Annotated in this window: 24 protein-coding genes; 19 read left to right on the top strand and 5 right to left on the bottom strand. The window is 64.8% G+C overall.

Annotation, left to right across the window (positions count from 1 at the left end; all coding sequences use genetic code 11):
* Positions 1-231: 231 nt before the first annotated feature.
* The 8 genes from RPS27_RS33145 (at position 232) to RPS27_RS33110 (ending at position 8480) form a co-directional block, all read left to right on the top strand.
* Positions 232-1689 carry a 6-hydroxynicotinate reductase gene (locus tag RPS27_RS33145; protein WP_212066756.1) on the top strand — a complete coding sequence of 486 codons (1458 nt, stop codon included), beginning with the start codon at positions 232-234 and terminating at the stop codon, positions 1687-1689.
* Positions 1686-2582, top strand: coding sequence for a UPF0280 family protein (locus tag RPS27_RS33140; protein WP_212066754.1), 897 nt, complete (start codon positions 1686-1688; stop codon positions 2580-2582). Before RPS27_RS33145 ends, RPS27_RS33140 begins: the two co-directional genes overlap by 4 nt.
* A 15-nt stretch (positions 2583-2597) precedes the next feature.
* Positions 2598-3182, top strand: a complete 585-nt coding sequence (locus RPS27_RS33135; protein WP_018320970.1) for an amino acid synthesis family protein — start codon at positions 2598-2600, stop codon at positions 3180-3182.
* A 76-nt stretch (positions 3183-3258) separates the two neighbouring features.
* On the top strand, positions 3259-4461 hold the full coding sequence (locus RPS27_RS33130) for an ABC transporter substrate-binding protein (RefSeq protein WP_313754959.1): 1203 nt from the start codon (positions 3259-3261) through the stop codon (positions 4459-4461).
* A gap of 158 nt (positions 4462-4619) precedes the next feature.
* Positions 4620-6509, top strand: a complete 1890-nt coding sequence (locus tag RPS27_RS33125; RefSeq protein WP_212066744.1) for an ABC transporter permease — start codon at positions 4620-4622, stop codon at positions 6507-6509.
* Positions 6506-7297, top strand: a complete 792-nt coding sequence (locus tag RPS27_RS33120) for an ABC transporter ATP-binding protein (RefSeq protein WP_194407494.1) — start codon at positions 6506-6508, stop codon at positions 7295-7297. Before RPS27_RS33125 ends, RPS27_RS33120 begins: the two co-directional genes overlap by 4 nt.
* Entirely contained in the window at positions 7294-7998 is a 705-nt protein-coding gene (locus RPS27_RS33115) for an ABC transporter ATP-binding protein (protein ID WP_212066739.1), read from the top strand. The genes RPS27_RS33120 and RPS27_RS33115 overlap by 4 nt, the downstream gene beginning before the upstream one ends.
* Positions 7999-8024: 26 nt before the next feature.
* On the top strand, positions 8025-8480 hold the full coding sequence (locus tag RPS27_RS33110; protein WP_194407495.1) for a MarR family winged helix-turn-helix transcriptional regulator: 456 nt from the start codon (positions 8025-8027) through the stop codon (positions 8478-8480).
* 18 nt (positions 8481-8498) lie between these two features.
* Here the strand turns inward: RPS27_RS33110 and RPS27_RS33105 are convergent, their stop codons facing one another.
* On the bottom strand, positions 8499-9188 hold the full coding sequence (locus RPS27_RS33105; protein ID WP_212067186.1) for a hypothetical protein: 690 nt from the start codon (positions 9186-9188) through the stop codon (positions 8499-8501).
* Between the two features lie 124 nt (positions 9189-9312).
* Positions 9313-10509: an amidohydrolase family protein gene (locus RPS27_RS33100; protein WP_313754958.1), complete on the bottom strand. Its 1197-nt coding sequence runs from the start codon at positions 10507-10509 to the stop codon at positions 9313-9315.
* A 159-nt stretch (positions 10510-10668) separates the two neighbouring features.
* Here RPS27_RS33100 and RPS27_RS33095 point away from each other — a divergent pair, with 159 nt between their 5' ends.
* The 6 genes from RPS27_RS33095 to RPS27_RS33070 all read left to right on the top strand — a co-directional run bounded on the left by RPS27_RS33095 (position 10669) and on the right by RPS27_RS33070 (position 14064).
* The gene (locus RPS27_RS33095) at positions 10669-11442 is read left to right on the top strand and encodes a ferredoxin--NADP reductase (protein WP_212066735.1); all 774 of its coding nucleotides are present in this window, start codon (positions 10669-10671) and stop codon (positions 11440-11442) included.
* A gap of 95 nt (positions 11443-11537) precedes the next feature.
* Positions 11538-11864 carry a hypothetical protein gene (locus RPS27_RS33090; RefSeq protein ID WP_194407499.1) on the top strand — a complete coding sequence of 109 codons (327 nt, stop codon included), beginning with the start codon at positions 11538-11540 and terminating at the stop codon, positions 11862-11864.
* Positions 11865-11941: 77 nt separating this feature from the next.
* Entirely contained in the window at positions 11942-13213 is a 1272-nt protein-coding gene (locus RPS27_RS33085; protein WP_313754957.1) for a cytochrome P450, read from the top strand.
* Positions 13214-13354: 141 nt separating this feature from the next.
* Positions 13355-13540, top strand: a complete 186-nt coding sequence (locus RPS27_RS33080) for a hypothetical protein (protein ID WP_194407501.1) — start codon at positions 13355-13357, stop codon at positions 13538-13540.
* Between the two features lie 14 nt (positions 13541-13554).
* Positions 13555-13755, top strand: coding sequence for a hypothetical protein (locus RPS27_RS33075; RefSeq protein ID WP_212066731.1), 201 nt, complete (start codon positions 13555-13557; stop codon positions 13753-13755).
* Between the two features lie 66 nt (positions 13756-13821).
* The gene (locus tag RPS27_RS33070; protein ID WP_212066729.1) at positions 13822-14064 is read left to right on the top strand and encodes a hypothetical protein; all 243 of its coding nucleotides are present in this window, start codon (positions 13822-13824) and stop codon (positions 14062-14064) included.
* 35 nt (positions 14065-14099) lie between these two features.
* Here the strand turns inward: RPS27_RS33070 and RPS27_RS33065 are convergent, their stop codons facing one another.
* Positions 14100-15350, bottom strand: a complete 1251-nt coding sequence (locus RPS27_RS33065; RefSeq protein WP_212066728.1) for a DUF763 domain-containing protein — start codon at positions 15348-15350, stop codon at positions 14100-14102.
* 127 nt (positions 15351-15477) lie between these two features.
* Here RPS27_RS33065 and RPS27_RS33060 point away from each other — a divergent pair, with 127 nt between their 5' ends.
* Positions 15478-16617, top strand: a complete 1140-nt coding sequence (locus RPS27_RS33060) for a mechanosensitive ion channel family protein (protein ID WP_211418153.1) — start codon at positions 15478-15480, stop codon at positions 16615-16617.
* Between the two features lie 12 nt (positions 16618-16629).
* On the opposite strand, the gene RPS27_RS33055 is transcribed toward RPS27_RS33060, so the two are convergent.
* Together RPS27_RS33055 and RPS27_RS33050 are read right to left on the bottom strand one after the other, a co-directional pair.
* Positions 16630-17553: a PepSY-associated TM helix domain-containing protein gene (locus RPS27_RS33055; protein ID WP_212066720.1), complete on the bottom strand. Its 924-nt coding sequence runs from the start codon at positions 17551-17553 to the stop codon at positions 16630-16632.
* Positions 17554-17690: 137 nt separating this feature from the next.
* A complete protein-coding gene (locus RPS27_RS33050) occupies positions 17691-18668 on the bottom strand; it encodes a tripartite tricarboxylate transporter substrate binding protein (protein WP_313754956.1) in 978 nt (325 codons plus the stop codon).
* 94 nt (positions 18669-18762) lie between these two features.
* Between RPS27_RS33050 and RPS27_RS33045 the strand changes: the two genes are divergently transcribed.
* The 4 genes from RPS27_RS33045 (at position 18763) to dctA (ending at position 22685) form a co-directional block, all read left to right on the top strand.
* Entirely contained in the window at positions 18763-19473 is a 711-nt protein-coding gene (locus tag RPS27_RS33045; protein ID WP_194407507.1) for a TetR/AcrR family transcriptional regulator, read from the top strand.
* Positions 19474-19543: 70 nt separating this feature from the next.
* The gene (locus RPS27_RS33040; protein ID WP_212066718.1) at positions 19544-20503 is read left to right on the top strand and encodes an amidohydrolase family protein; all 960 of its coding nucleotides are present in this window, start codon (positions 19544-19546) and stop codon (positions 20501-20503) included.
* On the top strand, positions 20503-21387 hold the full coding sequence (locus RPS27_RS33035) for an amidohydrolase (RefSeq protein ID WP_212066716.1): 885 nt from the start codon (positions 20503-20505) through the stop codon (positions 21385-21387). The genes RPS27_RS33040 and RPS27_RS33035 overlap by 1 nt, the downstream gene beginning before the upstream one ends.
* On the top strand, positions 21384-22685 hold the full coding sequence (gene dctA, locus RPS27_RS33030) for a C4-dicarboxylate transporter DctA (protein ID WP_212066714.1): 1302 nt from the start codon (positions 21384-21386) through the stop codon (positions 22683-22685). The genes RPS27_RS33035 and dctA overlap by 4 nt, the downstream gene beginning before the upstream one ends.
* Positions 22686-22739: the final 54 nt, after the last annotated feature.

Here is a 22739-nt window from a genome sequence, read left to right as displayed (position 1 = left end):
GCAAATTGCTGCCAAATCTCGACCGCGACGATACCGTTTGTACACAAACGTGCAAGCCATGCATGCCGCACTGCAGCGCGCTGCCTTCTTTGTGGACAGGTCGGATAGGCAAATGAGGTTTTATGCGGCAGCCGTATCTTTTGCACTGCACCGCCGCTTGACAGCTCCGGGGGACCGCGCGCAACATTGTTCGTATACGAATGATAACCGCCTCGATCCGCTGGCTCGCACATGCTGACTGAACCGACGAGCGTTGTTGCCGACAAGATCCGCTGCGATGCGTGTCCGGTGATGTGCTACATCAAGCCGGGCGCAGCGGGTGCCTGCGACCGCTATGCCAATCACGAGGGCAAGCTCGTCCGGGTGGATCCGCACGTGATCCTGGAGCGCACCGTCTCGCATGGCGGCAAGCTGGTCCCGTTCAGCCGCACGGAAGATTGGGATGGTAAGATCGTCCACGAACCTTCAACCTTTGTGACGGCGATCGGGGCAGGCACGACCTATCCCGACTACAAGCCGGCGCCGTTCATCGTCTCTGCGGAGGTCGACGGCGTCGACATGGTGACCGTCGTCACCGAGGGCATCTTCTCCTATTGCGGCATCAAGGTGAAGATCGACACCGACCGCTATCTCGGCCCGGAAACCGCGACGGTGCGCGCGCAGGGCGAGGCGGTCGGTCACGTCACCACCAGCGAATACGGCTCGCAGATGCTGTCGCTCGGCGGTGTGCATCACCTCACCGGCGGCTCCAAGAAGGAGGGCCGCGTCACCTGCGACACGCTGATGGACCTCGCCAATTGCAAGGCGGTGGAGCTTACCATCGACGGCGGCGCGAGCGTGGTGGTGCAGGCCGGCCAGGCGCCGGTCGTCAACGGCGTGAAGGAAGAGCGCATGCGCGTCGGATGCGGCTCGGCGACGATCGGCATGTTCGCAAAACAATGGCACGGCAAGGTCGACGAGGTCGTCGTGGTCGACGACCACATCACGGGCGTGCTGAGCGAGCACCAGGCCGGCAAGCTGCTCGATATCGCCGATACCGGCATCAAGATGAAGGGCCGCCGCTCGACGCCCGGCCGCTATTTCCAGGTCGCCGATCCCGGCACGGGCTGGGGCGGCACCAACATTTCCGATCCGCTGGCGATCCTCGGGCCGTTCGATGCCAAGGAGGCAAGACCCGGCCTCTCCATGCTGATGGTCTCGACCACCGGCGAGCACTCGTCCTATTACGTGCTCGACGAGACCTTGAAGCCGGTCGAAACCGAAATGCCTGATGATCTGAAGTTCTCGGTCGAGCGCATCCAGGAGAATTGCGAACCGGCGTTGTGCACGGTGCTCTTCATGGCGGGCGCCGGTGGATCCTTGCGCGCCGGCGTCACCGACAATCCGGTGCGGCTGACGCGCTCGGTGAAGGACGCGCTGACCCGCGTCACCAGCGGCGGCGCACCTGTCTATGTCTGGCCCGGCGGCGGCATCACCTACATGGTCGACGTGATGCAGATGCCCGCCGGCGCGTTCGGCTACGTGCCGACGCCGGCGCTGGTCGCGCCGATCGAGTTCACGATGAAGCTGTCCGACTATGCCGCGCTCGGCGGTCACATGGATTACGTCAAGCCGCTGTCCGAGGTGCAGAACGGCGACGACGTCCGCCAGCTGCCTTGGCAGAACCCGATTCCGGGGCCGCGCGCATGACGCGGGTCCCGCAAATCGCATTGCTGTCTGATGGCCGGCGGCTGCATTTGCAGGATGGACCGATCGATCTGATCATTGAGGCGAGGGGGCGTGCGGAGGCGGTGCGCGCGTCTTACGAGGCTGCGGCGCAGCGGTTCACGGGACTGCTCGACGAGCTATGCGCGGAGCTGCCGCAGCTGCGTGCTGCGGCCGAGGCGCGGACCTCGCTGAGGGGCGTGGTGGCGCGCCGGATGCATGCTGCGGTCGCGCCGTTTGCCGTTGATGGCTTCATCACGCCGATGGCCGCCGTTGCCGGCAGTGTGGCGGAGGAGATCCTCCGCGCCATGCTGGGCGCGGCGACGCTCCATCAAGCCTATGTCAACAATGGCGGCGATATCGCCCTTCACTTGGGCGTCGGCGAGGATTTTTCGATTGGGCTGATGGATCGTCCCGATCGTGATGGCGTGATGCGGGCCATGAGGGTGGATGCGGACGACCCGGTTCGGGGCGTCGCGACCAGCGGGCGCCACGGCCGCAGCTTTTCGCTTGGCATTGCCGACGCGGTGACGGTGCTGGCGGCGACGGCATCGCAAGCCGATGCGGCGGCGACCGTCATCGCCAATGCCGTGGATCTGCCGGGACATCCTGCCATTGTCAGGCAACCGGCCTGCGAGCTTCAGCCCGACAGTGATCTCGGTGCTCGCCTCGTCACCCGAGATGTCGGTGAACTGTCACAGAATGAGATCGCCGCTGCCCTCGACTCTGGCGCGGAATGTGCACGGCAATTGTTCGATCGCGGATTGATCGAGGGTGCCGTGTTGCAGCTTTGTGGTGATATGCTTGTCATCGGACCTAAGGATATAGAACAGCGACGATCGCGCCCGCTGGTGCTGGAGAACGCGGTCTGTGCCTGAGCAGGGAAGCGAAACATGAGCGCGATCATCCGCAAGATCGTCACCGTCGTCGAAGAGACGCAGATGGAGATGGGCCGCCAGGTCTCACCGCCGACCCGGCGGGCCGCGGCGATCGCCGTGATCGAAAATCCCTTCGCCGGACAATATGTCGAGGATCTCTCGCCGCTGATCGCGATCGGCGAGGAGTTGGGGGAACTGCTGTCGAAGCGCGCGGTGGCTGCGCTCGGCATCGATGGCGCGAAAGCGCAGAGCTATGGCAAGGCGGCCGCCGTCGGCGAGAACGGCGAGCTTGAGCACGCCGCCGCGATCCTTCATCCGAAAATGGGTGCGCCAGTGCGCAAGGTTCTGAGCAAGGGCGCGGCGCTGATCCCCTCGTCGAAGAAGCGCAGCGGGCCCGGCACGACGCTCGACATTCCGCTCGGGCACAAGGATGCTGCCTTCGTGCGCAGCCATTTCGATGGCATGGAGGTTCAGATCAACGATGCGCCGCGCGCCAACGAGATCATGGTCGCCGTCGCCGTCACCGACAGCGGGCGTCCATTGCCGCGCGTCGGTGGGCTCACGGTTGCGGAAGTGAAGGGCGAGGACGGTCTGAGATAGGATTTGAACCGGGGAGGTGGCACGGCTTTCCCGACAAGACACGCTGAAGACGTAGAGTTCAAAACTGGAGGTTGGGATGCGAGCGAGAAACATTTTTGTAGGCGCGGCCTTCGCGCTTCTGGCTGCAGGCGTGGCCCATTCGGCCATGGCGCAGGACATCAAGATCGGCGAGATCAACAGCTATTCGCTGCTGCCGGCCTTCACCGAGCCCTATCGCAAGGGATGGCAGCTCGCGGTCGAGGAGGTCAACGCGGCCGGCGGCATCAACGGCAAGAAGCTCGTCGTCATCTCCAAGGACGACGGCGGCAAGCCCGCGGATGCGCAGACTGCGGCGAACGAGCTGGTGTCGAGCGAGGGTGTCGCGATGCTCGCCGGCACGTTCCTGTCGAACATTGGTCTTGCCGTCAGCGACTTCGCGAACCAGAAGAAGGTGTTCTTCCTGGCGGCCGAGCCGCTGACTGACGCCATCACATGGTCGAAGGGCAACAAATACACCTTCCGCCTGCGCCCATCCAACTACATGCAGGCGGCGATGCTGGTCGAGGCCGCCGCCAAGCTGCCCGCCAAGCGCTGGGCGACGATCGCGCCGAACTATGAATATGGCCAGTCGGCGGTCGCGGTGTTCAAGAAGCTGATGTCGGAGAAGCGCCCCGATATCCAGTGGGTCGACGAGCAGTGGCCGCCGCAGGGCAAGATCGATGCGGGCCCGGTGGTGCAGGCCGTTGCCGCCGCCAATCCCGAGGCGATCCTCAACGTCACCTTCGGTGCCGACCTCGTCAAGCTCGTGCGTGAAGGCAACACCCGTGGTCTGTTCAAGGGGCGCGAGGTCGTCTCGTTCCTGACCGGCGAGCCCGAATATCTCGACCCGCTCAAGGACGAGACGCCGGAGGGCTGGATCGTGACCGGCTATCCCTGGTACTCGATCAAGACCCCCGAGCATGATGCGTTCCTGAAGGCGTACCAGGCCAAGTACAACGACTATCCGCGCCTCGGTTCGATCGTCGGCTACCAGACCATCAAGTCGGCGGCTGCGATCCTCGCCAAGGCCGGCTCGAGCGATCCGGAGAAGCTGATTGCCGCGGCGGAAGGCCTCTCCGTGCCGTCGCCGTTCGGCGAGATCACCTTCCGCAAGATCGACCATCAGTCGACGCTCGGTGCCTATGTCGGCAAGACCGCGCTGAAGGACGGCAAGGGCGTGATGGTGGACTCCTCCTACAAGAAGGGCTCGGACTACCTGCCTGGCGATGCTGAAGTCGCGAAGCTGCGCCCGAAGGACTGAGGAGTTGTTTCGAGCTCCGCTGCCGTAGGGTGGGTTAGCCAAAGGCTAACCCACCGCCTTCGGCGCCACACGAGAAAAGAGGGCGGGTTACGCGTCGCTAACCCGCCCTACAAGGTCCGCGCTTGTCGCGGCATCGCACGAACCAACCCGGACCGCCGATGGCCTTTTACGTCGTACAGTTTCTGACCGGTCTCGCCAGCGCAGCGTCGCTGTTCCTGGTGGCCTCGGGTCTGTCGATCATCTTCGGCGTGACGCGGATCGTGAATTTCGCGCATGGCGCCTTTTACATGATCGGCGCCTACATCGCCTTCACGCTGACCGAGCGCCTGTCGGGCGCGTTCGGCTTCTGGGGCAGCATCGTGCTGGCCGCGCTGGCCGTGGCGCTGATCGGCGTGCTGGTCGAGATGGTGCTGCTGCGCCGCATCTATCATGCCCCCGAACTGTTCCAGCTGCTCGCGACCTTCGGCCTGACCTTGATGGTCGAGGACCTCGTCGTCCTGATCTGGGGGCCGGACGATCTCGTCGGCCGCCGCGCACCGGGCTTGAAGGGCGCGGTGGATTTCTTCGGCCAGAACATCCCGAGCTACGATCTGTTCCTGATCGTGCTCGGGCCGGTCGTACTCGGCATCCTCTGGCTCTTGTTCCAGCGCACGCGCTGGGGCGTGCTGGTGCGCGCGGCGACGCAGGACCGCGACATGGTCGCGGCGCTCGGCGTCAACCAGAAATGGCTGTTCACGTCGGTGTTTGCGGTCGGCGTCTTCCTCGCCGCGCTCGGCGGTGCGTTGCAGATCCCGCGCGATGCCGTCCATCACGCCATGGATCTGCGTATCATCGTCGAGGTCTTCGTCGTTGTCGTGATCGGCGGCCTCGGCAGCATTATCGGGGCTTTCGTCGCAGCGGTGCTGGTCTCCGAGCTCAACGCTTTCGGCATCCTGATCTTTCCGAAGATCTCCATCATCCTGGTCTTCCTGGTGATGGCGGTGGTGTTGATCGTGCGGCCCTGGGGACTGTTCGGCAAGCCGGAGGCTGCCGCGCGCAAGACGCCGGGCCTCACCGTCAATCCGTGGCGGCCGTTGACGTCGAATGAGCGGCTCGCGGCGCTGGCAGCTCTCGTCGTCGCGGCGATGTTGCCGCTCTTCGCCGGCAATTATGCGCTGACCGTCGGCTCGGAGATCGCGATCTTCGTCATCTTTGCCGTCTCCTTGCACTTCCTGATGTCGGTCGGCGGGCTCGCGTCGTTCGGTCATGCCGCTTATTTCGGCCTCGGCGCCTATGGAATCGCCTTCCTCGCCAAGATGGCGGGGCTGCCGATGATCGTCTGCCTGCTGCTCGGGCCGCTGCTCGGCTGCATGGGCGCGGCCGTGTTCGGCTTCTTCGCCGTGCAGCTTTCCGGTGTCTATTTCGCGATGCTGACGCTGGCCTTCGCACAGATCGTCTGGTCGATCGCGTTCCAGTGGGTCAGCGTCACCGGCGGTGACAACGGCATATTGGGCGTCTGGCCCTCGAGCTGGGCCGCGAGCCCGTCGCATTTCTATTGGCTTTCGCTCGGCGTCGCCGCGCTCGTCACCATCGCGCTGCGGGCCATGGTGTTCTCGCCATTCGGCTACGCGCTTCGCGCCACGCGCGACTCGCTTCTGCGCAGCGAAGCGGTCGGCATCAACGCCAAACGCATTCAGTGGACGGCCTTCGTGATCGCGGGCACCACCGCCGGTATCGGCGGCGCGCTGTTCGCGTATCTCAAGGGCAGCGTCTTTCCCGACAATCTCGGCATCTCGCTCTCGGTCGATGCGCTCGTCATGGTGCTGCTCGGCGGCGTCGAGACGGTGTCGGGCGCGGTGATCGGCGCCATCGTCTACAAGGCGCTCAACATCTGGCTGGTCAGCCAGACCGATCTGTCAAAACTCGTGCTCGGCGGCTTCATCGTATTGATCGTCGTCGTCTTCCCCAAGGGCATCGTCGGCATGCTGGAGATGCTGGCGCAGCGCCGCCGGAAGTCCTCGCCGCCGGGATCGTCCCTGCTTGCCAAGCCGATCGAGTCCGCCGAATGAGCGTTGCACCCACACTTCTTGCGGTCGAAGGCCTGACCAAATCCTATGGCGGCATCCACGCCGTGCGCGGCGTCTCGTTCTCGCTGCGCGCCGGCGAGATCCTGGCGCTGATCGGGCCGAACGGCGCGGGCAAGAGCACCTGCTTCGACATGCTCAACGGCCAGAACAAGCCCGATACCGGCCATGTCCGCCTGCTCGGCGAGGAGATCACGGGCAGGAAGCCGCGTGAGGTCTGGCGGCTCGGCGTCGGGCGCACCTTCCAGATCACCGCGACCTTCGCCACCATGACCGTGCGCGAGAACGTGCAGGTCGCGCTGATCTCGCACGGCAAGCAGCTGTTCAATCCGTTCGGCTCGGCACCGAAGTTCGATCGCGCCGAGGCCGGCCGTCTGCTCGAACTGGTCGGCATGGGCGGTTACGCAGATCGCCCCTGCGGCGAGCTTGCCTATGGCGATCTCAAGCGGCTCGAGCTTGCGGTGGCGCTCGCCAACCAGCCGAAGCTCCTGTTGATGGACGAGCCGACCGCCGGCATGGCGCCGCGCGAGCGCGTCGATTTGATGCGGCTCACGGCGCAGATCGCGCGCGAAAAATCCATCGGCGTGCTCTTCACCGAGCACGATATGGACGTGGTGTTCGAGCATGCCGACCGCATTCTCGTGCTCAACCGCGGCACGCTGATCGCGGAGGGCTCGCCGGCCGAGGTGCGCGGCAATCCGCAGGTGCAGGCGGTCTATCTCGGCGAGGGCCTCGTCTACGATGCCCGCCATCGCGAGGGGGCCTCGGCATGAAGCTCACGGTGCAGGACCTCAACAGCCATTACGGCCCGGCGCATATCCTGTTCGACATCGGCTTCGAGGTCGGGGAGGGCGAGGTGGTGGCGCTGCTGGGACGGAATGGCGCCGGCAAGTCGACGACGTTCCGCTCGATCGTCGGCCTCGTCGCGCAGCGCTCCGGTCGCATCACGTTCGAGGGCAAGGACGTCTCGTCAAAGCCGACCCACGAGATCGTGCGCGAGGGGCTCGGCTATGTGCCGGAGGAGCGGCGCATCTTCACCGACCTGACGGTGGAGGAGAATCTCGAGGTCGGCAAGCAGCCGAAGCGTCCGAACGCTCCGCACTGGACCCGCGAAAAGCTGTTTGCGTTGTTTCCCAATCTCGGCGAGATGAAGAACCGTCCGGGCGGCCGCATGAGCGGCGGCGAGCAGCAGATGCTCACCATTGCGCGCACGCTGATGGGCAATCCGTCGCTGGTGCTGCTCGACGAGCCCTCGGAAGGCCTGTCGCCGAAGATCGTGGAGCAGATGGTCGATGCCATCCTGACCATGAAGAAGGAGGGCGTCAGCATCGTCGTCTCCGAGCAGAATCTGCATTTCGCGCGGCTGATCTCCGATCGCGCCTACATTATCGAGCGCGGTCGCATCTGCTTCGGCGGCACCATGGCCGAGCTCGACGCGCGTCCGGACATCCGCGACGCGCATCTGTCGTTGTGAAGGCAAAGGGAAGAGGCAGCGGACGGATGGCCAGAAGCGTTGCGGCGAAGAAGAGCATCAAACCGGCAAAACCGCCTTACGTGCTCGACGAGCAGGTCGGCTTCATCCTGCGCCAGGTCTGGCAGCGTCACAGTGCGATCTTCTCTCGCGACATCGGCACCAATCTGACCCCGACGCAATGGGCGGCGCTATCGAAGCTCGCCGAGACCGGTGCGTGCTCGCAGAACCAGCTCGGCCGTCTCACGGCCATGGATGTCGCGACCATCAAGGGTGTGATCGACCGACTGACGGCACGCGGCCTGACCGAGACCAGTCAGGATCCCGAGGACGGCCGGCGCCTGCTGGTGAGCCTGACGCGGGCCGGTCAGCAGCTTGCGGAGAAGGTTGCGCCGAATGCGCTTGCCATCACCCGCGAAACGCTGGCGCCGCTGGACGCCAAAGAGCGCGAGACGCTGATGGCGCTGTTGAACAAGCTGCGGTAGCGACGGTGATTTGAACGTTCATGTCTTGCCCGGCCACTTTGCGCGGTACCTGATTTCGCTGCCATCCGCGAGCCGGCGCCAGGTTCCGAACTCCGGCGTATGCGGCGCGCGGGCGCTCAAGTCGATCGGATAGATCGGGCTCGGTTGGCCCTGGATGTCGACTGCGAGTTGCCGATGCGAGGTTCGAAACGCGAGCTCGACCTCGCCCGCGATGACAGCCTGGTCGCCATCGCGATAAAACGCGGCCTGGTTCACTTTGCCCGGCATGGTGTTGAGGTCGGTCTGCAGTTCGATGGCTATGCCCTGCGCTGATGTCGGGACCTTTGCCCCTGCAGGGAAACGGACTTCGAACACAAGCAGGGGATTGGCGCCGTTCCGGTTGAGCCAGGGCGTCGCCGTCGCATACGCATAGGCAACGTAGATGCCGATCCCGGCGATGCAGAGCAGGGCGAGGACGCCGAGCGACTTCAGGCTATTGCTGGCAATGCTGCCACTGCTGGTTTGCTTGCCCGCACTCCCCATCAGCCAGTTGGCGAGCACGGCGCCGGCGATCGCTCCCATGGGGGAGTAGACGAGCAGTCCCAGCAGCCCCGATGTGATCGGGTCTGCCCGGTTGCCGAAATCGACCAGGGAGAGCAGCACGAAAGTCGCAACATAGCCCGCCATTGCGGCGACAACGCCGATAGCTACGCGTGATGAGCTCTTCATGTTTCCTCGATGGTCCAGCAATGAACTGCCGCCGCCGAGGGCTGCCTGCGTTAGACACAGCAGGCCGCAGACTTGTTCAACGCCTTCGAGAGACGATGCTGAGCGGTGCGCCGCCCCGGCTGCGTCACTTCGCCACCACCTCCGGCACTTTGCCCGCCGGCGGGGTGTTGCGGCTGCGCTGGGTGCGCACGATGCCGTCGATGATGGTCATGCCGATGCCGGGGAGGTCGCCGAGCTGCACGCTCTCCAGGATGTTCTTGCCCGGCGAGTGCTGCGCCTTGTCCATGATGACGAAGTCGGCGGAGCGGCCGACCTCGATCAGGCCGCAATCGAGTTCGCGCATCCGGGCGGTGTTGCCTGTGGCGAGGCAGAAGGCGAGTTCGGCCGGCAGCTCCCCGAGCGAGGACAGCATCGAGACCATGCGCAGGATGCCGAGCGGCTGCACGCCGGAGCCGGCGGGCGCGTCGGTGCCGAGGATGACGCGGTGCAGATCGCCCATCTCGCGCGCGGTGCGCAGCGTGAACAGCGCCGAGCGTTCATTGCCGTTGTGCACGAGCTCGAGCCCGCGCTTGCAGCCCTCGCAGATGCAGCGGATCTGGTCGTCGGGCAACGCAGTGTGGCCGCCATTGATGTGGCCGACCACGTCGGTGTCGGCCTCCAGCACCACATCCTTGTCGATCAGGCCGGAGCCGGGGATCGAGGGGCCGCCGGTGTGGATCGTGCTCTGGATGCCGTATTTGCGCGCCCAGCCCACCATCTTTCGTGCGGTCGGGCCGTCCTTGACGCCGCCGAGGCCGACCTCGCCGAGCAGCTTGACGCCGTTGGCGGCCATCTCCTTGAAGTCTTCTTCCACCATCTCGCATTCGATGACAGGTGCGCCAGCGTGAACCTTCACGCCGCCGGGGCGCAAGGTCCAGAACGCGCGCTGGGCGAACACGGCCATGGCCTTCAAGCCGACGACATCGCGCGGGCGGCCGGGCATGTGCACCTCGCCGGCGGAGATCATGGTGGTGACGCCGCCGTGGAGGTAGCTGTCGATCCAGTTGATCTGGTTCTGCCGCGGCGTCCAGTCGCCGGCGACGGGGTGGACGTGGCTGTCGATCAGGCCCGGCGCCACCGTGGTGCCCTGGGCGTCGACGATGGTGGTCGCGCCTTCGATGTCGACGTCCTTGAAGCGGCCGATCGCGGTGATCTTGCCGTTCTCTGCGACGATGGTGTCGCCGTCCAGGATCGGCTTTTCCAGGGCGCCGGACAGGATCAGGCCGATATTGCGGATCACGAGCTTCGAGGGTCCGGTGGCCTGGGGTACGTCATGCGCCATGGAAGGGGCTCCTTATTCCTAACTGCAACGCTTTCGATCTTGGGCAGCCTTGACCGCGGGATCAAGCAGGATTATTCATTAGTATACGAATGATCGTGTACAAACGACGCATAGCTGGACCGCCTCGACACCCGCAATTGACGCGACAGGGAAGGTGAGATGAGCAATTTCAATCAGGAAAGCGTTTTGAGCGTCCACCATTGGACCGACACGCTGTTCTCCTTCAAGACCACCCGCAGCCCGACCTTCCGCTTCCGTAACGGCGAGTTCACCATGATCGGGCTCAAGGTCGGCGAGAAGCCCTTGCTGCGGGCCTACAGCGTCGCCAGCGCCAACTACGAGGACACGCTGGAGTTCTTCTCGATCAAGGTGCCGGATGGACCGCTGACCTCGCGCCTCCAGCACCTGAAGGAAGGCGACGAGATCATCGTCAGCCGCAAGGCCACCGGCACGCTCGTCATCGACAATCTGGAGGAGGGGCGGAACCTCTACCTCATCGGCACCGGCACCGGCCTTGCGCCGTTCCTGAGCGTGATCAAGGACCCCGAGACCTACGAGCGGTTCGAGAAGGTGGTGCTGCTGCACGGCTGCCGGCACGTGAAGGAGCTCGCCTATGGCGAGATGATCACGCAGACGCTGCCGAAGGACGAGCTGATCGGCGAGTACATTCGCGAGCAGCTGATCTACTACCCGACCGTGACCCGCGATCCCTTCCGCAACCGCGGCCGCATCACCGATCTCATCACCTCGGGCAAGCTGTTCACCGATATCGGCCTGCCGGCTCTGGAAGCCGCCCACGATCGCGTCATGATCTGCGGCAGCCCGGCGCTCGTGACCGATACCCGCGTGCTCCTGGGCGAGCGCGGCTTCGCCGAGGGCAATCATGGCGAACCGGCCCAATTCGTGGTCGAAAAGGCCTTCGCCGAGCGCTGAGCCCGCAATAAGACCGTATTTTCGCCGTCGGGCATGCGTTGCGGCGCCGATTCGGCGCTTGATACACTGTGGGAACGAATCAGCGGAGTTCCCACATGGTTGCGGACAGCGACAGCAACATCGCCTGGCACCGGGTCCAGTTGAAGAAGAACCGCGCCGAGTTGAAGGCGGTGGAGACCGCACGCTTCACGATGGGCGAGATCGCCTCATCGAAGCGCAACGGTCAGACCCAGAAGACCATCGCGGAACTCAAGCGCAAGATTGCGCAGTCGGAACGCGTGATCGCCGACCATGACAAGCGCACGCGCCGACCGCTCGGCACCGACATGCAGAGCCTCAGCAATGGCAGCTGGAGCCACTGGGACTCCTACACCAACCAGCAGCAGCGCAAGACCGGCCAGCGCTCGCCGGGGCGCGGATAGCCGCACTTCGTTCGCAGCCCCTTGCACCGGCCGCGCCGCGCACCATCTGGGTGACACGCAATCAGTCCGGTGATCCCATGACAGTGCGCCTCGATTTCACCAGCGAGGCCTTCTTTCGCGATCCGCCCAAGGTCATTGCGAGCTTGCGCATGTCCGGGCCCGTGGTCGCGACACGATTCCCTCTCATCGGCGACGTCTGGATCACCACGACCCATGACGCGACCGCGCAGGTCCTGAAGGACGGCGCGACCTTCACGCTACGCAAGGAAGACGGCGACGTCGCTGGTCTGCGCTGGTGGATGCCGCGATACGTCAGGACCATCGCCAACAACATGCTGACGATGGACGAGCCTGACCATACCAGGCTGCGCAGCATCGTGGATGAAGCCTTTCGCCGCCGCGCGATCGTCGCCATGGAGCCGCGCATCCGTGCCATCGCCGACGGTCTCGCCGACGAGCTGTTCTCGGCGGGACGTTCGGCCGATCTCGTCCAGCGCTACGCCCGTATCCTTCCGCTCGCGGTGATCTCCGAACTCCTGGGCTTGCCGCCGGCGGACCGGCCGAGGTTCATCGCCTGGGCCAACGAGATGTCCTCGCTGACCAATGTCGTCAGCTTCTTCCGCCTGCTATGGGCGTTCCGCAAGATGCGCGCCTATCTCGAACGGCAATTGCAGATCGCCCGTGTGCAGGGCGGCGAAGGCCTGATTGCCGAACTGATCCAGGTCGAGCGCGAAGGCGGCGAGATCTCGCCGGACGAGATGGTCTCGATGGTGTTCCTGCTGCTTGCGGCGGGTTCCGAAACGACCACGCACCTCATCAGCGGTTCCGCTTACGAGCTCCTCAGAAGTCCGGGCTTGCGCGATTGGCTGGAGCAGGATTGGAGCCGTATCGGGCTTGCGGTGGAGGAGTTCCTGCGCTTCGTCTCGCCAGTGCAGTTCTCCAAGCCGCGCTATGTGCGGCGGGATGTCGAGGTCGAAGGCGTCCGTCTGAAGAAGGGCGATCGCGTCATGGTGATGCTCGCCGCCGCGAACATGGATCCGGCGATGCATGACCGCCCCGAAAGCCTCGATCTCGAACGCAAGCCGAACCGTCACATGTCGTTCGGGACTGGAATCCATTTCTGCCTCGGACACCAGCTCGCGCGCATCGAGGCGGCTTGCGCGCTGGAAGCGCTGTTCGTGCGATGGCCCAAGCTTGGCTTGGCTGTCGACCCCGTCGATGTCCACTGGCGCAAGCGGCCAGGGCTTCGTGCCATCGCAAAGCTTCCTGTCACGCCAGAGGGGCGCGGAACACATGCCGCGGCGTCTGAGGGCGCGATCGTTCATCGCTCCCTCGCGCGGGCGGACTGAGACGTTCTGGATTCGGCAAATCGTCGCTGGTTGTGATCTGCCAGGAACGGTCCTCAGCGCTTGCTGTTGTCATCGGGACTGCGGGCACGCCATGGAACAGGCTCCGCATCCGAGGTTTCCACATCTCCCGGAGGTCAAATCATGACCAGCAAGATGCCACCTATTCCGCCGGAAAATCAGAGTCGCAAGGGAACCGGCGACAGCAAACAAATGTCCGCTGATCAGACGCCGCGCGGCCAACAGCGCGCGGAAAATCCGGACCAGCAGGGACAGCAGGGCAACATCAAGCAGAACACGACCAATCAGGGATATCAGCAAGATCGCTGAGGAGGCGACATTCCATGTCGACATCCACCAAGACACCAAGCAGCATTCGCCAGGGTGGCCCCGGCGCTTCGCACGAGAGCGCGAAAGCGCCGCTGGAGGTCAAGAAGCCGCCGGCTGACAATGCTCAGCGCAGCCATAGCCGCGTCTCGGGTGGCGGAGGCGAGCAGGACTCGCATCACGCGCACGACGAGGCGGGCAAGGGCGGCGGCAGATAAAGAGTGAATCCGATGCGAGGCCCGCAACGGAAGCTCTAACGAGGATCACGGCAAGAGGAGAGACCGATGCCATCTGGGCACGGCAGCAAGGCGCATTTCAGATCCGGCATGCATGGCAAGGGCGACGGCACCGGCGGCATGACCGAAATCCCCAAGGAGATGATCGGCGACAACATGGTCCTGTCCAACCGCGACAAGAAGCAGCATTCGGACATCCGCGGCATGGACGGCAAGACGATCCAGACCGAACAATATCAGGATCCTTCAGCCAACCGGCTCGACGGGAAGCCGGAGGCCGACGAGACCTGAGAGCGTTCCTCCCCGACCAACTCGCGGACCGGTGTTCAGCCGGTCCGCTTTTTTGTCGGCGCGAGATCGCGCTCCCAGCCGAACACGGAGCGGCCGTCGAGATCGGGCGAAGCCGCGCGCTCGCCGGCGATGTAGGCCTCAACGGAAGGCCCGCGCGCGGACCGCTCCAGCCGCCGTGCCTGATCGTCGAGCCGTTTCATCGCCTGCATCTCCTCGTCGCGTCCGAGCTTGGCGTTCTGGATCGCGCCCTTCAGCACGCGAATGGTCTCGTCATAGACCTTGATCGGGACGGGATAGGGATGCCGGTCCTTGCCGCCATGGGCGAGCGAGAAGCGCGCGGGGTCCTTGAAGCGATAGGGCGCGCCGTGCACGACCTCCGCGACCATCGCGAGTGAGCGAACGGTGCGCGCGCCGACGCCGGGCGTCAGCAGCAATTCCGGGAAGTCGACCGGGCCGCGCTCGGCTGCGGCGGCGAGCGTGCCGTGCAGGCGGCGCGCGAACACGTCCTTGGGCCTGACATCGTGATGCGCGGTCATGATCAGATGCGGCAGCATGGCCTGCGCCGGCTCGGGCGCGGTCCCGGCCAGCCGTTCGAATTCGGACACGATGCGATCGGGGCCGAGATCCCCCAAGAGATCGAGCTGCGCGCTGCGCGAGACGTCGGCGCGATGGTCGGTGAGATTGACGATCTCGCCCTGTTGCGGCCCGTCGATCGCGCTATGCGGCGTATCGACGAAGCTCTTGAGCGCCTCGGAATGCCAGTGATAGCGGCGAGCCTGGCGCTTGTCGCCGTTCATGCCCTGCTGCACCACGGTCCATTTGCCGTCGGCGGTGACGAAGAAGCCGTGGAGATAGAGGTCGAAGCCGTCCTGCACGGCCGCGCTGTCGACCTTCGCCACCAGCCGGCTGGCGCGGGTCAGCTTCGCGCCGTCGAATCCGACGCGCTCGCCGAGTTGCATCAGCTCGTCCGGCGTCTTGCGCGAATGCTGGCCGCGGCCGCCGCAGACATAAATCCCGAGCTCGTCCTGAAGCGGCCCCAGCCCGCGCTTCAACGCGCCGATCACCGAGGTCGTGATCCCCGAGGAGTGCCAGTCCATTCCCATCACGGCGCCGAACGACTGGAACCAGAACGGATGGGACAGCCGCTGCAGAAATGCATCACGACCGTAATGATGCACGATGGCCTTTGTGACGATCGACCCGAGCGAAGCCATGCGGCTCGCCAGCCAGGGTGGAACCCGTCCGGTGTGCAAGGGAAGATCGGCGCTGCCGCTACGTCGAGTCATGGGTGTCGCAAATTAGCCCAGTTCGGCAACGCTTGCACCTGGGGAATGCTGCGTTGCACAGGGCGGGGGAGCGAAGCCGGCCGAGATGCGTTGAGCCGGCTACGCGAAGACAAGGACGGGGACAGCAATGAATTGGCAGGCTCTCATGGCCGACATCGACAGGATGTTCGGCTGGATACCGTCGTGGTTCATCGGCCTCGGTCTCGTTGTGGGAGCAATGCTCCTGGCGCTCTCGCTGTACCGGATCGCCACATGGCTGCTGAACCGCGCCTTTGGCACCCGCCTTCCGCTTCTCGGCGTGTTCATCGAACGCACGTCCGGTCCGGCCCAGCTGGCGCTATGCCTGGCCGCCGTGGCATTGGTTCTGCCGCTCGCGCCGCTCGACGACAACATCCGTACGCCCTTGATGCGCCTGTTCGTCGTCGCCGTCATCGCCCTGATCGGTTGGATCTCGATCAGGGTCGTCGACATGAGCGCGGCGCGGTACCTGCAGAATTTTCGCGATGTCACTGAGAATTTCGTCGCGCGCAAGCACGTCACGCAGGTCCGCGTGTTCAAGCGCGTCACCGACACCATCATCGTCGTCATCACCGTGTCCACCGCGCTGATGACGTTCGACTCCGTAAGGCAATACGGCGTCAGCCTGTTCGCTTCGGCCGGTGCCGCCGGTATCATCGTCGGTCTTGCCGCGCGGCCGCTCTTGAGCAATCTGATCGCCGGCTTGCAGATCGCGATCACCCAGCCGATCCGCATCGAGGATGCGGTGATCATCGAGAACGAGTGGGGCTGGGTCGAGGACATCGCCTCGACCTATGTCGTGATCCGGCTGTGGGACTGGCGCCGCATGGTGGTGCCGCTGTCCTATTTCATCGAAAAGCCGTTCCAGAACTGGACCCGCGACACCGCGTCCCTGATCGGCGTGATCGCGCTCCATGTCGATTATCGCGCCGACGTTCCGCGCATCCGGCGCTGGCTGGAGGATGCGGTGAAGCAGTCCAAGCTCTGGGACGGGGCGGTGGTCAATCTCCAGGTGATCGACGCGGACTCGCGCACCATCGAGCTGCGGGCGCTGGTCAGCGCGCGGAACGCGCCGCAATCCTGGGACCTGCGCTGCGAGATCAGGGAAAAGCTGGTGGCCTTCATTCGCGACGAGATGCCGGAGGCGTTGCCGCGCGATCGCGCGATCCTGATCCCGTCGGCCGACGACGATGGCGATCTCCTCCAGCGCGTCGCACCGCAGAAAATGCGGGCGAGCGCGCGCAATTGACCCTTCGCGCGATCAGCCGGCGGTGACCACGGCGGCGTCGGCCGGCCCCTGTGCGCGCGGTCGCCGCTTGCGCAATGTCCGTCGCGCCCAGATCAGGAGGCCGGTCGACAGCAGCGTCAACAGCGCGATTGACGTCACGACATTGAGCGGCGAGGCGATCAGGGCCGACCAGTTTCCTTCATGGATCAGGCGCGGCCAGTTGCGCGGCAGCGGTGTGACCTCAGACGATGTGACGGCGTAGGCGCGCAGCTCTCCGCCATCATAGAGTCTCGCCATCATGCTGCCCCCGCGGATGCGGATCGAGATCACGTGCGACAGCTCATGCGAGCCTGCGACCATGCGTATCGCATCTGGCAGGGCGAGCGGGCGGCCAGCCGCGGCCGGCGCAGGCGAAGTCTGAAACGTCAGGCCCAACGCCATGCAAAGGCCGGTCAGCGGACTGAGCAGGATCAGCGGCAGCGTGAACCACGCTGTTCCCTTGTGCCATCCGGAAAGCGTGTTGCGCAGCCGCGGCAGTCCCATGACGAGACCGAGCAGCAGGATGATCACCATCGCCAGCGTGGATGCCGTCACCAGCCAGGCCTGCCCCATGAGACGTTCATGCGTGAAGCGCGCCCAGAGGAAGACATTCGACAGGGTTGAACCCGTCGAGGCGGCTTCGCCGGTTGCAAGATCGATTGCGGGAAGATTGGTACCCAGCAGCGTCATGCGCCGGCTGGCTGCATTGATCGAGAGTCCGCGCGCCTTGCCGTCGGGGTCATACCGCTTCACCAGCTCGACGACACGGCCGGCGTCGATCGCGGGACCGCCAATGCCAATCGTTTGCACGAGCGGCTCGATGGACAGGATGAGGCCGGTGACGATGATCGCGAACAGGGGAAGAGCAAAGACCAGAGTGATCCAGCGATGGAGTCGCAACAATAATGGTTTGCTCATTCGTCGTCCTCGGTGTTCTCAAGACCGTGCTCGCGCAGAGCCGTGCAAAACACAAATGACGCTTTGTCCATGTTGTTGCGTTGATTTGCAGCAACGGAATTAAAGTTCGCTGATGCATATTTCAGTCGCGCGCAGCCTCACTGCGCGCGGATGTTGGCAGCCTTCAGCACCGGCTCCCATTTGGTCGCCTCGGCGTGCATATAGGCGTCGAACTCCTTGGCGGAGGAGCCGACTGGAGTCGCGCCGATCTTGCCGAGCGTCGACAGGACGTTTGCATCCTGCAGCGCAGCCTTGAGATCGGTCTCGAGCTTCGCGACGATCTCGGGCGGCATCTTGGCCGGACCAAGCACGCCCCACCAGACCGAGACGTCATAGCCGGGGACGCCGGATTCCGCGACGGTCGGTACGCTGGGCAGCGCCTTGGAGCGTTCGGCCGAGGTCACTGCGAGCGCCCGCACCGGGCCGCCTTCGAGCTGGCCGATCGCTTCGGCGAGCGGGTTGATGCTGAGCGGGATCTCGCCCGCGATCACGGCCGTCAGCGCCGGCGCGCCGCCCTTGTAGGGAATCGCGACCATCTTGGTGCCGGACATGTGCTTGAGCAGCTCGCCGGCGAGATGCGCCGAGGTGCCGTTGCCGGACATGCCGTAGGAGAGCTTGTCCGGCTCTTTTTTCGCCGCAGCGAGCAGATCGCCGAGCGTCTTGTAGGGACTGTCCTTGGCCACGACGATCGCGAGCGGCGAGGAGGCGACTTCCGTGATGGCCGTAAAGTCCTTGAAGGTGTCGTAAGGCACGCTCGGATAGATGAACTGGTTGAGCGGATGGCCGCTCGCCACCAGGATCAGCGTGTAGCCGTCGGGCGCGGCCTGCGTCAGCGCCTGCGAGGCGACGATGCCGCCGGCGCCGGGCCGATTGTCGACCACCGGCTGCTGGCCCCAGGTCTTGGCCAGCGCCTGGGCGAGCGTGCGCGCGAGCACGTCGACCGCGCCGCCGGCCGCGTAAGGCACCAGGATGTGGACCGGCTTGCTCGGATAATTGTCTGCCTGCGCGGCGTTGCCTGCCAGCAACAAACCGGCCCCGAGCATCAGACGGCCGATCTTCTTGTTCAAACCCAGCATTTCCCAGCACTCCTGAGGGCATCCGCGCACGATCGCACGCTGCCCGTGGTTTTTGTTGACGAGACCTGATCTTTTGTACGATAGTACAAATCACATGGTACGCAAGCCCACCAGCAAGGAAACGGCCCGGAAGCCGAATATGCGCGAGGCAATCCTCGCCGCGGCCGAGGAGCTCTTCGCCACCAACGGCTTCAATGCCGTCTCGGTGCGCGACATCGCCCAGGCCGCCGGGGCCAATCCCGGCAGCGTGACCTATCATTTCAAGACCAAGGACGGCCTGCTGCTGGAGATCTATCGGCGGCATTGCGGGCCGATGAACCTGCGCCGTTCCGAGCTGCTCGCGGCGGCGAGGCGCGTGCGCGATCTCCAGGACCGGCTGGAAGCGATCGTGCGGGCCTATGTGGTGCCGGCCTTCACCTCGGGCAGCGATCTCGCCGGCGGCGGGGCGCGCTTCACGCGGCTGCGCGCGGTGATGTCTGCGGAAGGCAACGAGGTCGCGCGAAAGATCATCGCGCAGACATTCGACGACACCAGCCACGCCTTCATCGATGCGATCCACGAGAGCCTGCCGCACATTCCGCGCACCGACATCGTCTGGCGCAGCCACTTCCTGCTCGGCGCGCTCTATTATTCGCTGGTGACGCCGGACCGCGTTTCGCGCCTGTCGCGCGGCGAAGCCGACGGCGGCGATCCCGCAGGGGCGATCGAGCAGCTGGTGCAGGCGACGGTTGCCTCGTTCCAGGCGCCGCCGCTCGATCAGGCCGCGCCGGCACGGCGCCGGCCGGTCGTCAGCAGCAAGACCTGAAAGAAGCCACCGAGGGGAGGCGCGTAGCGCTTCCGCTCGCAAGCGGACGATGTGACGGGGTGTTGGAGACATGAATAGGCGGGAGTGCTTGCATCTTTTGACCGGGCTGGCAGGCGCCGCGCTCGCGAACGAAGCGCGCGCGCAAGGCGTGGAGCCGAAAGTCATGCCGACGATCACGCCACCGGATCCAAATCCCAAGATTCCGTCGTTCAAGCTGCCGGCAAAATCCTGCGATAGCCACACCCACATCTTCGGCCCGGCGTCCCGTTATCCCTTCGCGGAGAAGCGTCCCTACAACACGGCCGATGCGCCGCTGGAGGCGTTCCGTAGCGTGCATGAGACGATCGGCGTCGAGCGCTGCGTCATCGTGAATGCGACCGTGCACGGCATCGACAATCGCGTCGTCACCGATGCCATCGCCCAGAGCGAGGGCGCCTATAAGGGCATTGCCAACGTCAATGACGAGATGAGCGAGAAGGAGCTGGCGGCGCTCGACAAGGCCGGCATCTGCGGTTGCCGTTTCGCTTTCCTCAAGCGCCTCGGCGGCGTCGGCGACATGAGCAAGTTCCAGCGCATCGTGCACCGCGTCGCCGAGTTCGGCTGGCATATCGACGTCTATTTCGAGCCGGGCACGATCGCCGAATTTGCGCCGATCCTGACCGCGCTGCCGACGCCCTACGTGATCGACCACATGGGCACGGTGCAGGCCGCGAAGGGGCTCGACGATCCCGGCTTCACGGCGCTGCTCGAGCTTCAGAAGAAGGACGAAAAGTGCTGGGTGAAGATCACCGGCCTCGAACGGGCCTCGAGCGCCGGCAAGCCGTTCCACGACGCCGTGCCGTTCGCGAAGGCGCTGATCGACAATGCGCCCGACCGTGTCCTCTGGGGTACCGACTGGCCGCATCCCAATGTCAAGGTCATGCCGAATGACGGCGACCTCGTCGACCTGATCCCGCTCTACGCGCCCGACGCAAAGATCCAGCACAAGCTGCTGGTCGACAATCCCGCGCGCCTGTTCAAATTCAGCTGATGAATATGATGTACACGCCGACCATTCCGCCGCCCGATCCGAACACGCGCACGCCGAAGTTCAAGCTGCCGAGGCTGTCTTGCGACGCGCATTGTCACATCTTCGGACCTGGCGCGAAATACCCCTACGCGCCCGACCGTTCCTACACGCCGCCGGATGCGCCGCTCGAGGATTTCAGGGCATTGCACGCCAAGCTTGGTGTCGAGCGCGCGGTCATCGTCAATGCCAGCGTGCACGGCACCGACAACACGGTCGCGCTCGATGCCATCGCGCAGAGCAACGGCGCCTACCGCGCGGTCGCCAATATCGACGACACCATCACCGAAAGCGGGCTTCGCGTGCTGCACGAGGGCGGCTTCCGCGGCTGCCGGTTCAATTTCGTCCGGCATCTCGGCGGTGTTCCCGACAAGCGCGCGTTCGACCGCATTGTCGCGATGGTCACCCCGCTCGGCTGGCACATCGACCTGCATTTCGACGCGATCGACCTGCCTGACTATGCCGACATGCTGACGAAGCTGCCGCTGAGTTACACCATCGACCACATGGGGCGCGTGAAGGGCTCCGAAGGGCTCGACCAGCTGCCGTTCAAGATCCTGATCGAGCTGATGCAGCGCGACGAGAAATGCTGGGTCAAGATCTGTGGCTCGGAACGGGTGTCGTCGGCCGGCCCGCCATTCACCGACGCGGTGCCTTTTGCGCGAAAAATCGTCGAGACCGCGCCGGACCGCATCATCTGGGGCACCGACTGGCCGCACCCCAACGTCAAGGCGATGCCGAATGACGGCGACCTCGTCGATCTCATTCCGCTGTTCGCACCGGAGCCGGAGCTTCAGCAGAAGATCCTCGTCGACAATCCTGCGCGCCTGTTCGAGTTCGACCGATGACGGCGCTCTCGATCGACAAGCCGCGCGGCCGCGCCTGGTGGAAGGAGCTCTGGATCCAGGTGCTCATCGCCATGGCGGCAGGCATCGCGCTTGGGATCGTCAGTCCGGAAGCGGGCGCCAAGATGCAGCCGCTTGGGGACGCCTTCATCAAGGCGATCCGGATGCTGATCGCGCCGATCATCTTCTGCACCGTCGTGCACGGCATCGCCCATATGGCCGACATGGCGCGCGTCGGGCGCGTCGCGGTCAAGGCGATCGTCTATTTCGAGATCATGACCACGATTGCGCTGATCATCGGCCTCGTCGCGGTCAATCTGCTCAAGCCCGGCGTCGGCATGAACATCGATCCTGCCAGCATCAATGCCAGCGCGATCGAGCCATACGTCAAGCAGACCGGTGCGATCGGCTTCGTGCCGTTCCTGATGAACATCGTGCCTGGGACCTTCATCGGCGCCTTCGCCGACGGCAACATTCTGCAGGTTCTGTTCATTTCCGTGTTGTGCGGCTTTGCACTGGTGCAGCTCGGCGAGCGCGGCGCGCCGCTGGTTCATCTGATCGACGTCGCCGCCAAGATGGTGTTCGCGGTGGTCGGCATCGTGATGTGGGCGGCGCCGATCGGCGCGTTCGGCGCCATCGCGTTCACGGTCGGCAAGTTCGGCGTCGGCTCGCTGGCCTCGCTCGGAAAGCTGCTGGGCGGCTTCTATCTGACGTGCCTGGTGTTCATCGTCGTGGCGCTCGGCCCCGTCGCGCGGCTCTGCGGCTTTTCGCTGCTCAAGCTGATCCGCTATATCTGGGAGGAACTGCTGATCTGCGTCGCCACGACCTCGTCCGAGACGGTGTTGCCGCGGATGCTGATCAAGCTGGAGAAAGCCGGCTGCGAGAAGAGCGTGGTGGGGCTGGTGATCCCGACCGGCTATTCCTTCAATCTGGACGGCACGTGTCTTTATCTCGCCGCGGCCTCGGTGTTCCTGGCGCAGGCGACCAACACGCCGTTCGGGCTCGCCGAGCAGATCGAGTTGCTGCTGATCCTGCTGGTGACCTCCAAGGGTGCGGCGGGAATCGCCGGGGCGGCCTTCGTCGTGCTGGCGGCGACGCTCTCGGCCACCGGCACGATTCCTGTCACGAGCGTCGCGCTGGTGCTCGGCATCCATCGCCTGATGTCGCAAGGGCTGACCCCGACCAATCTGATCGGGAACGCGGTTGCGACCATCGCGATTGCCAAATGGGAGGGCGCGCTCGATGGCGAGCGCCTGAGGCGCGTGCTCGACGGTGAGGAACAGGCGGCCGTCGCAGCTTGAGGAACTTGCTCCCCGCATGAAGCAGGGAGCCTATGATGCTTACGAATGAAATAG

The sequence above is a fragment of the Bradyrhizobium sp. WYCCWR 12699 genome (assembly GCF_032144035.1).
GTDB lineage: Bacteria > Pseudomonadota > Alphaproteobacteria > Rhizobiales > Xanthobacteraceae > Bradyrhizobium.
Note: the sequence above shows the minus strand (reverse complement) of the source record. Positions and strands in the feature narration are given on the sequence as shown.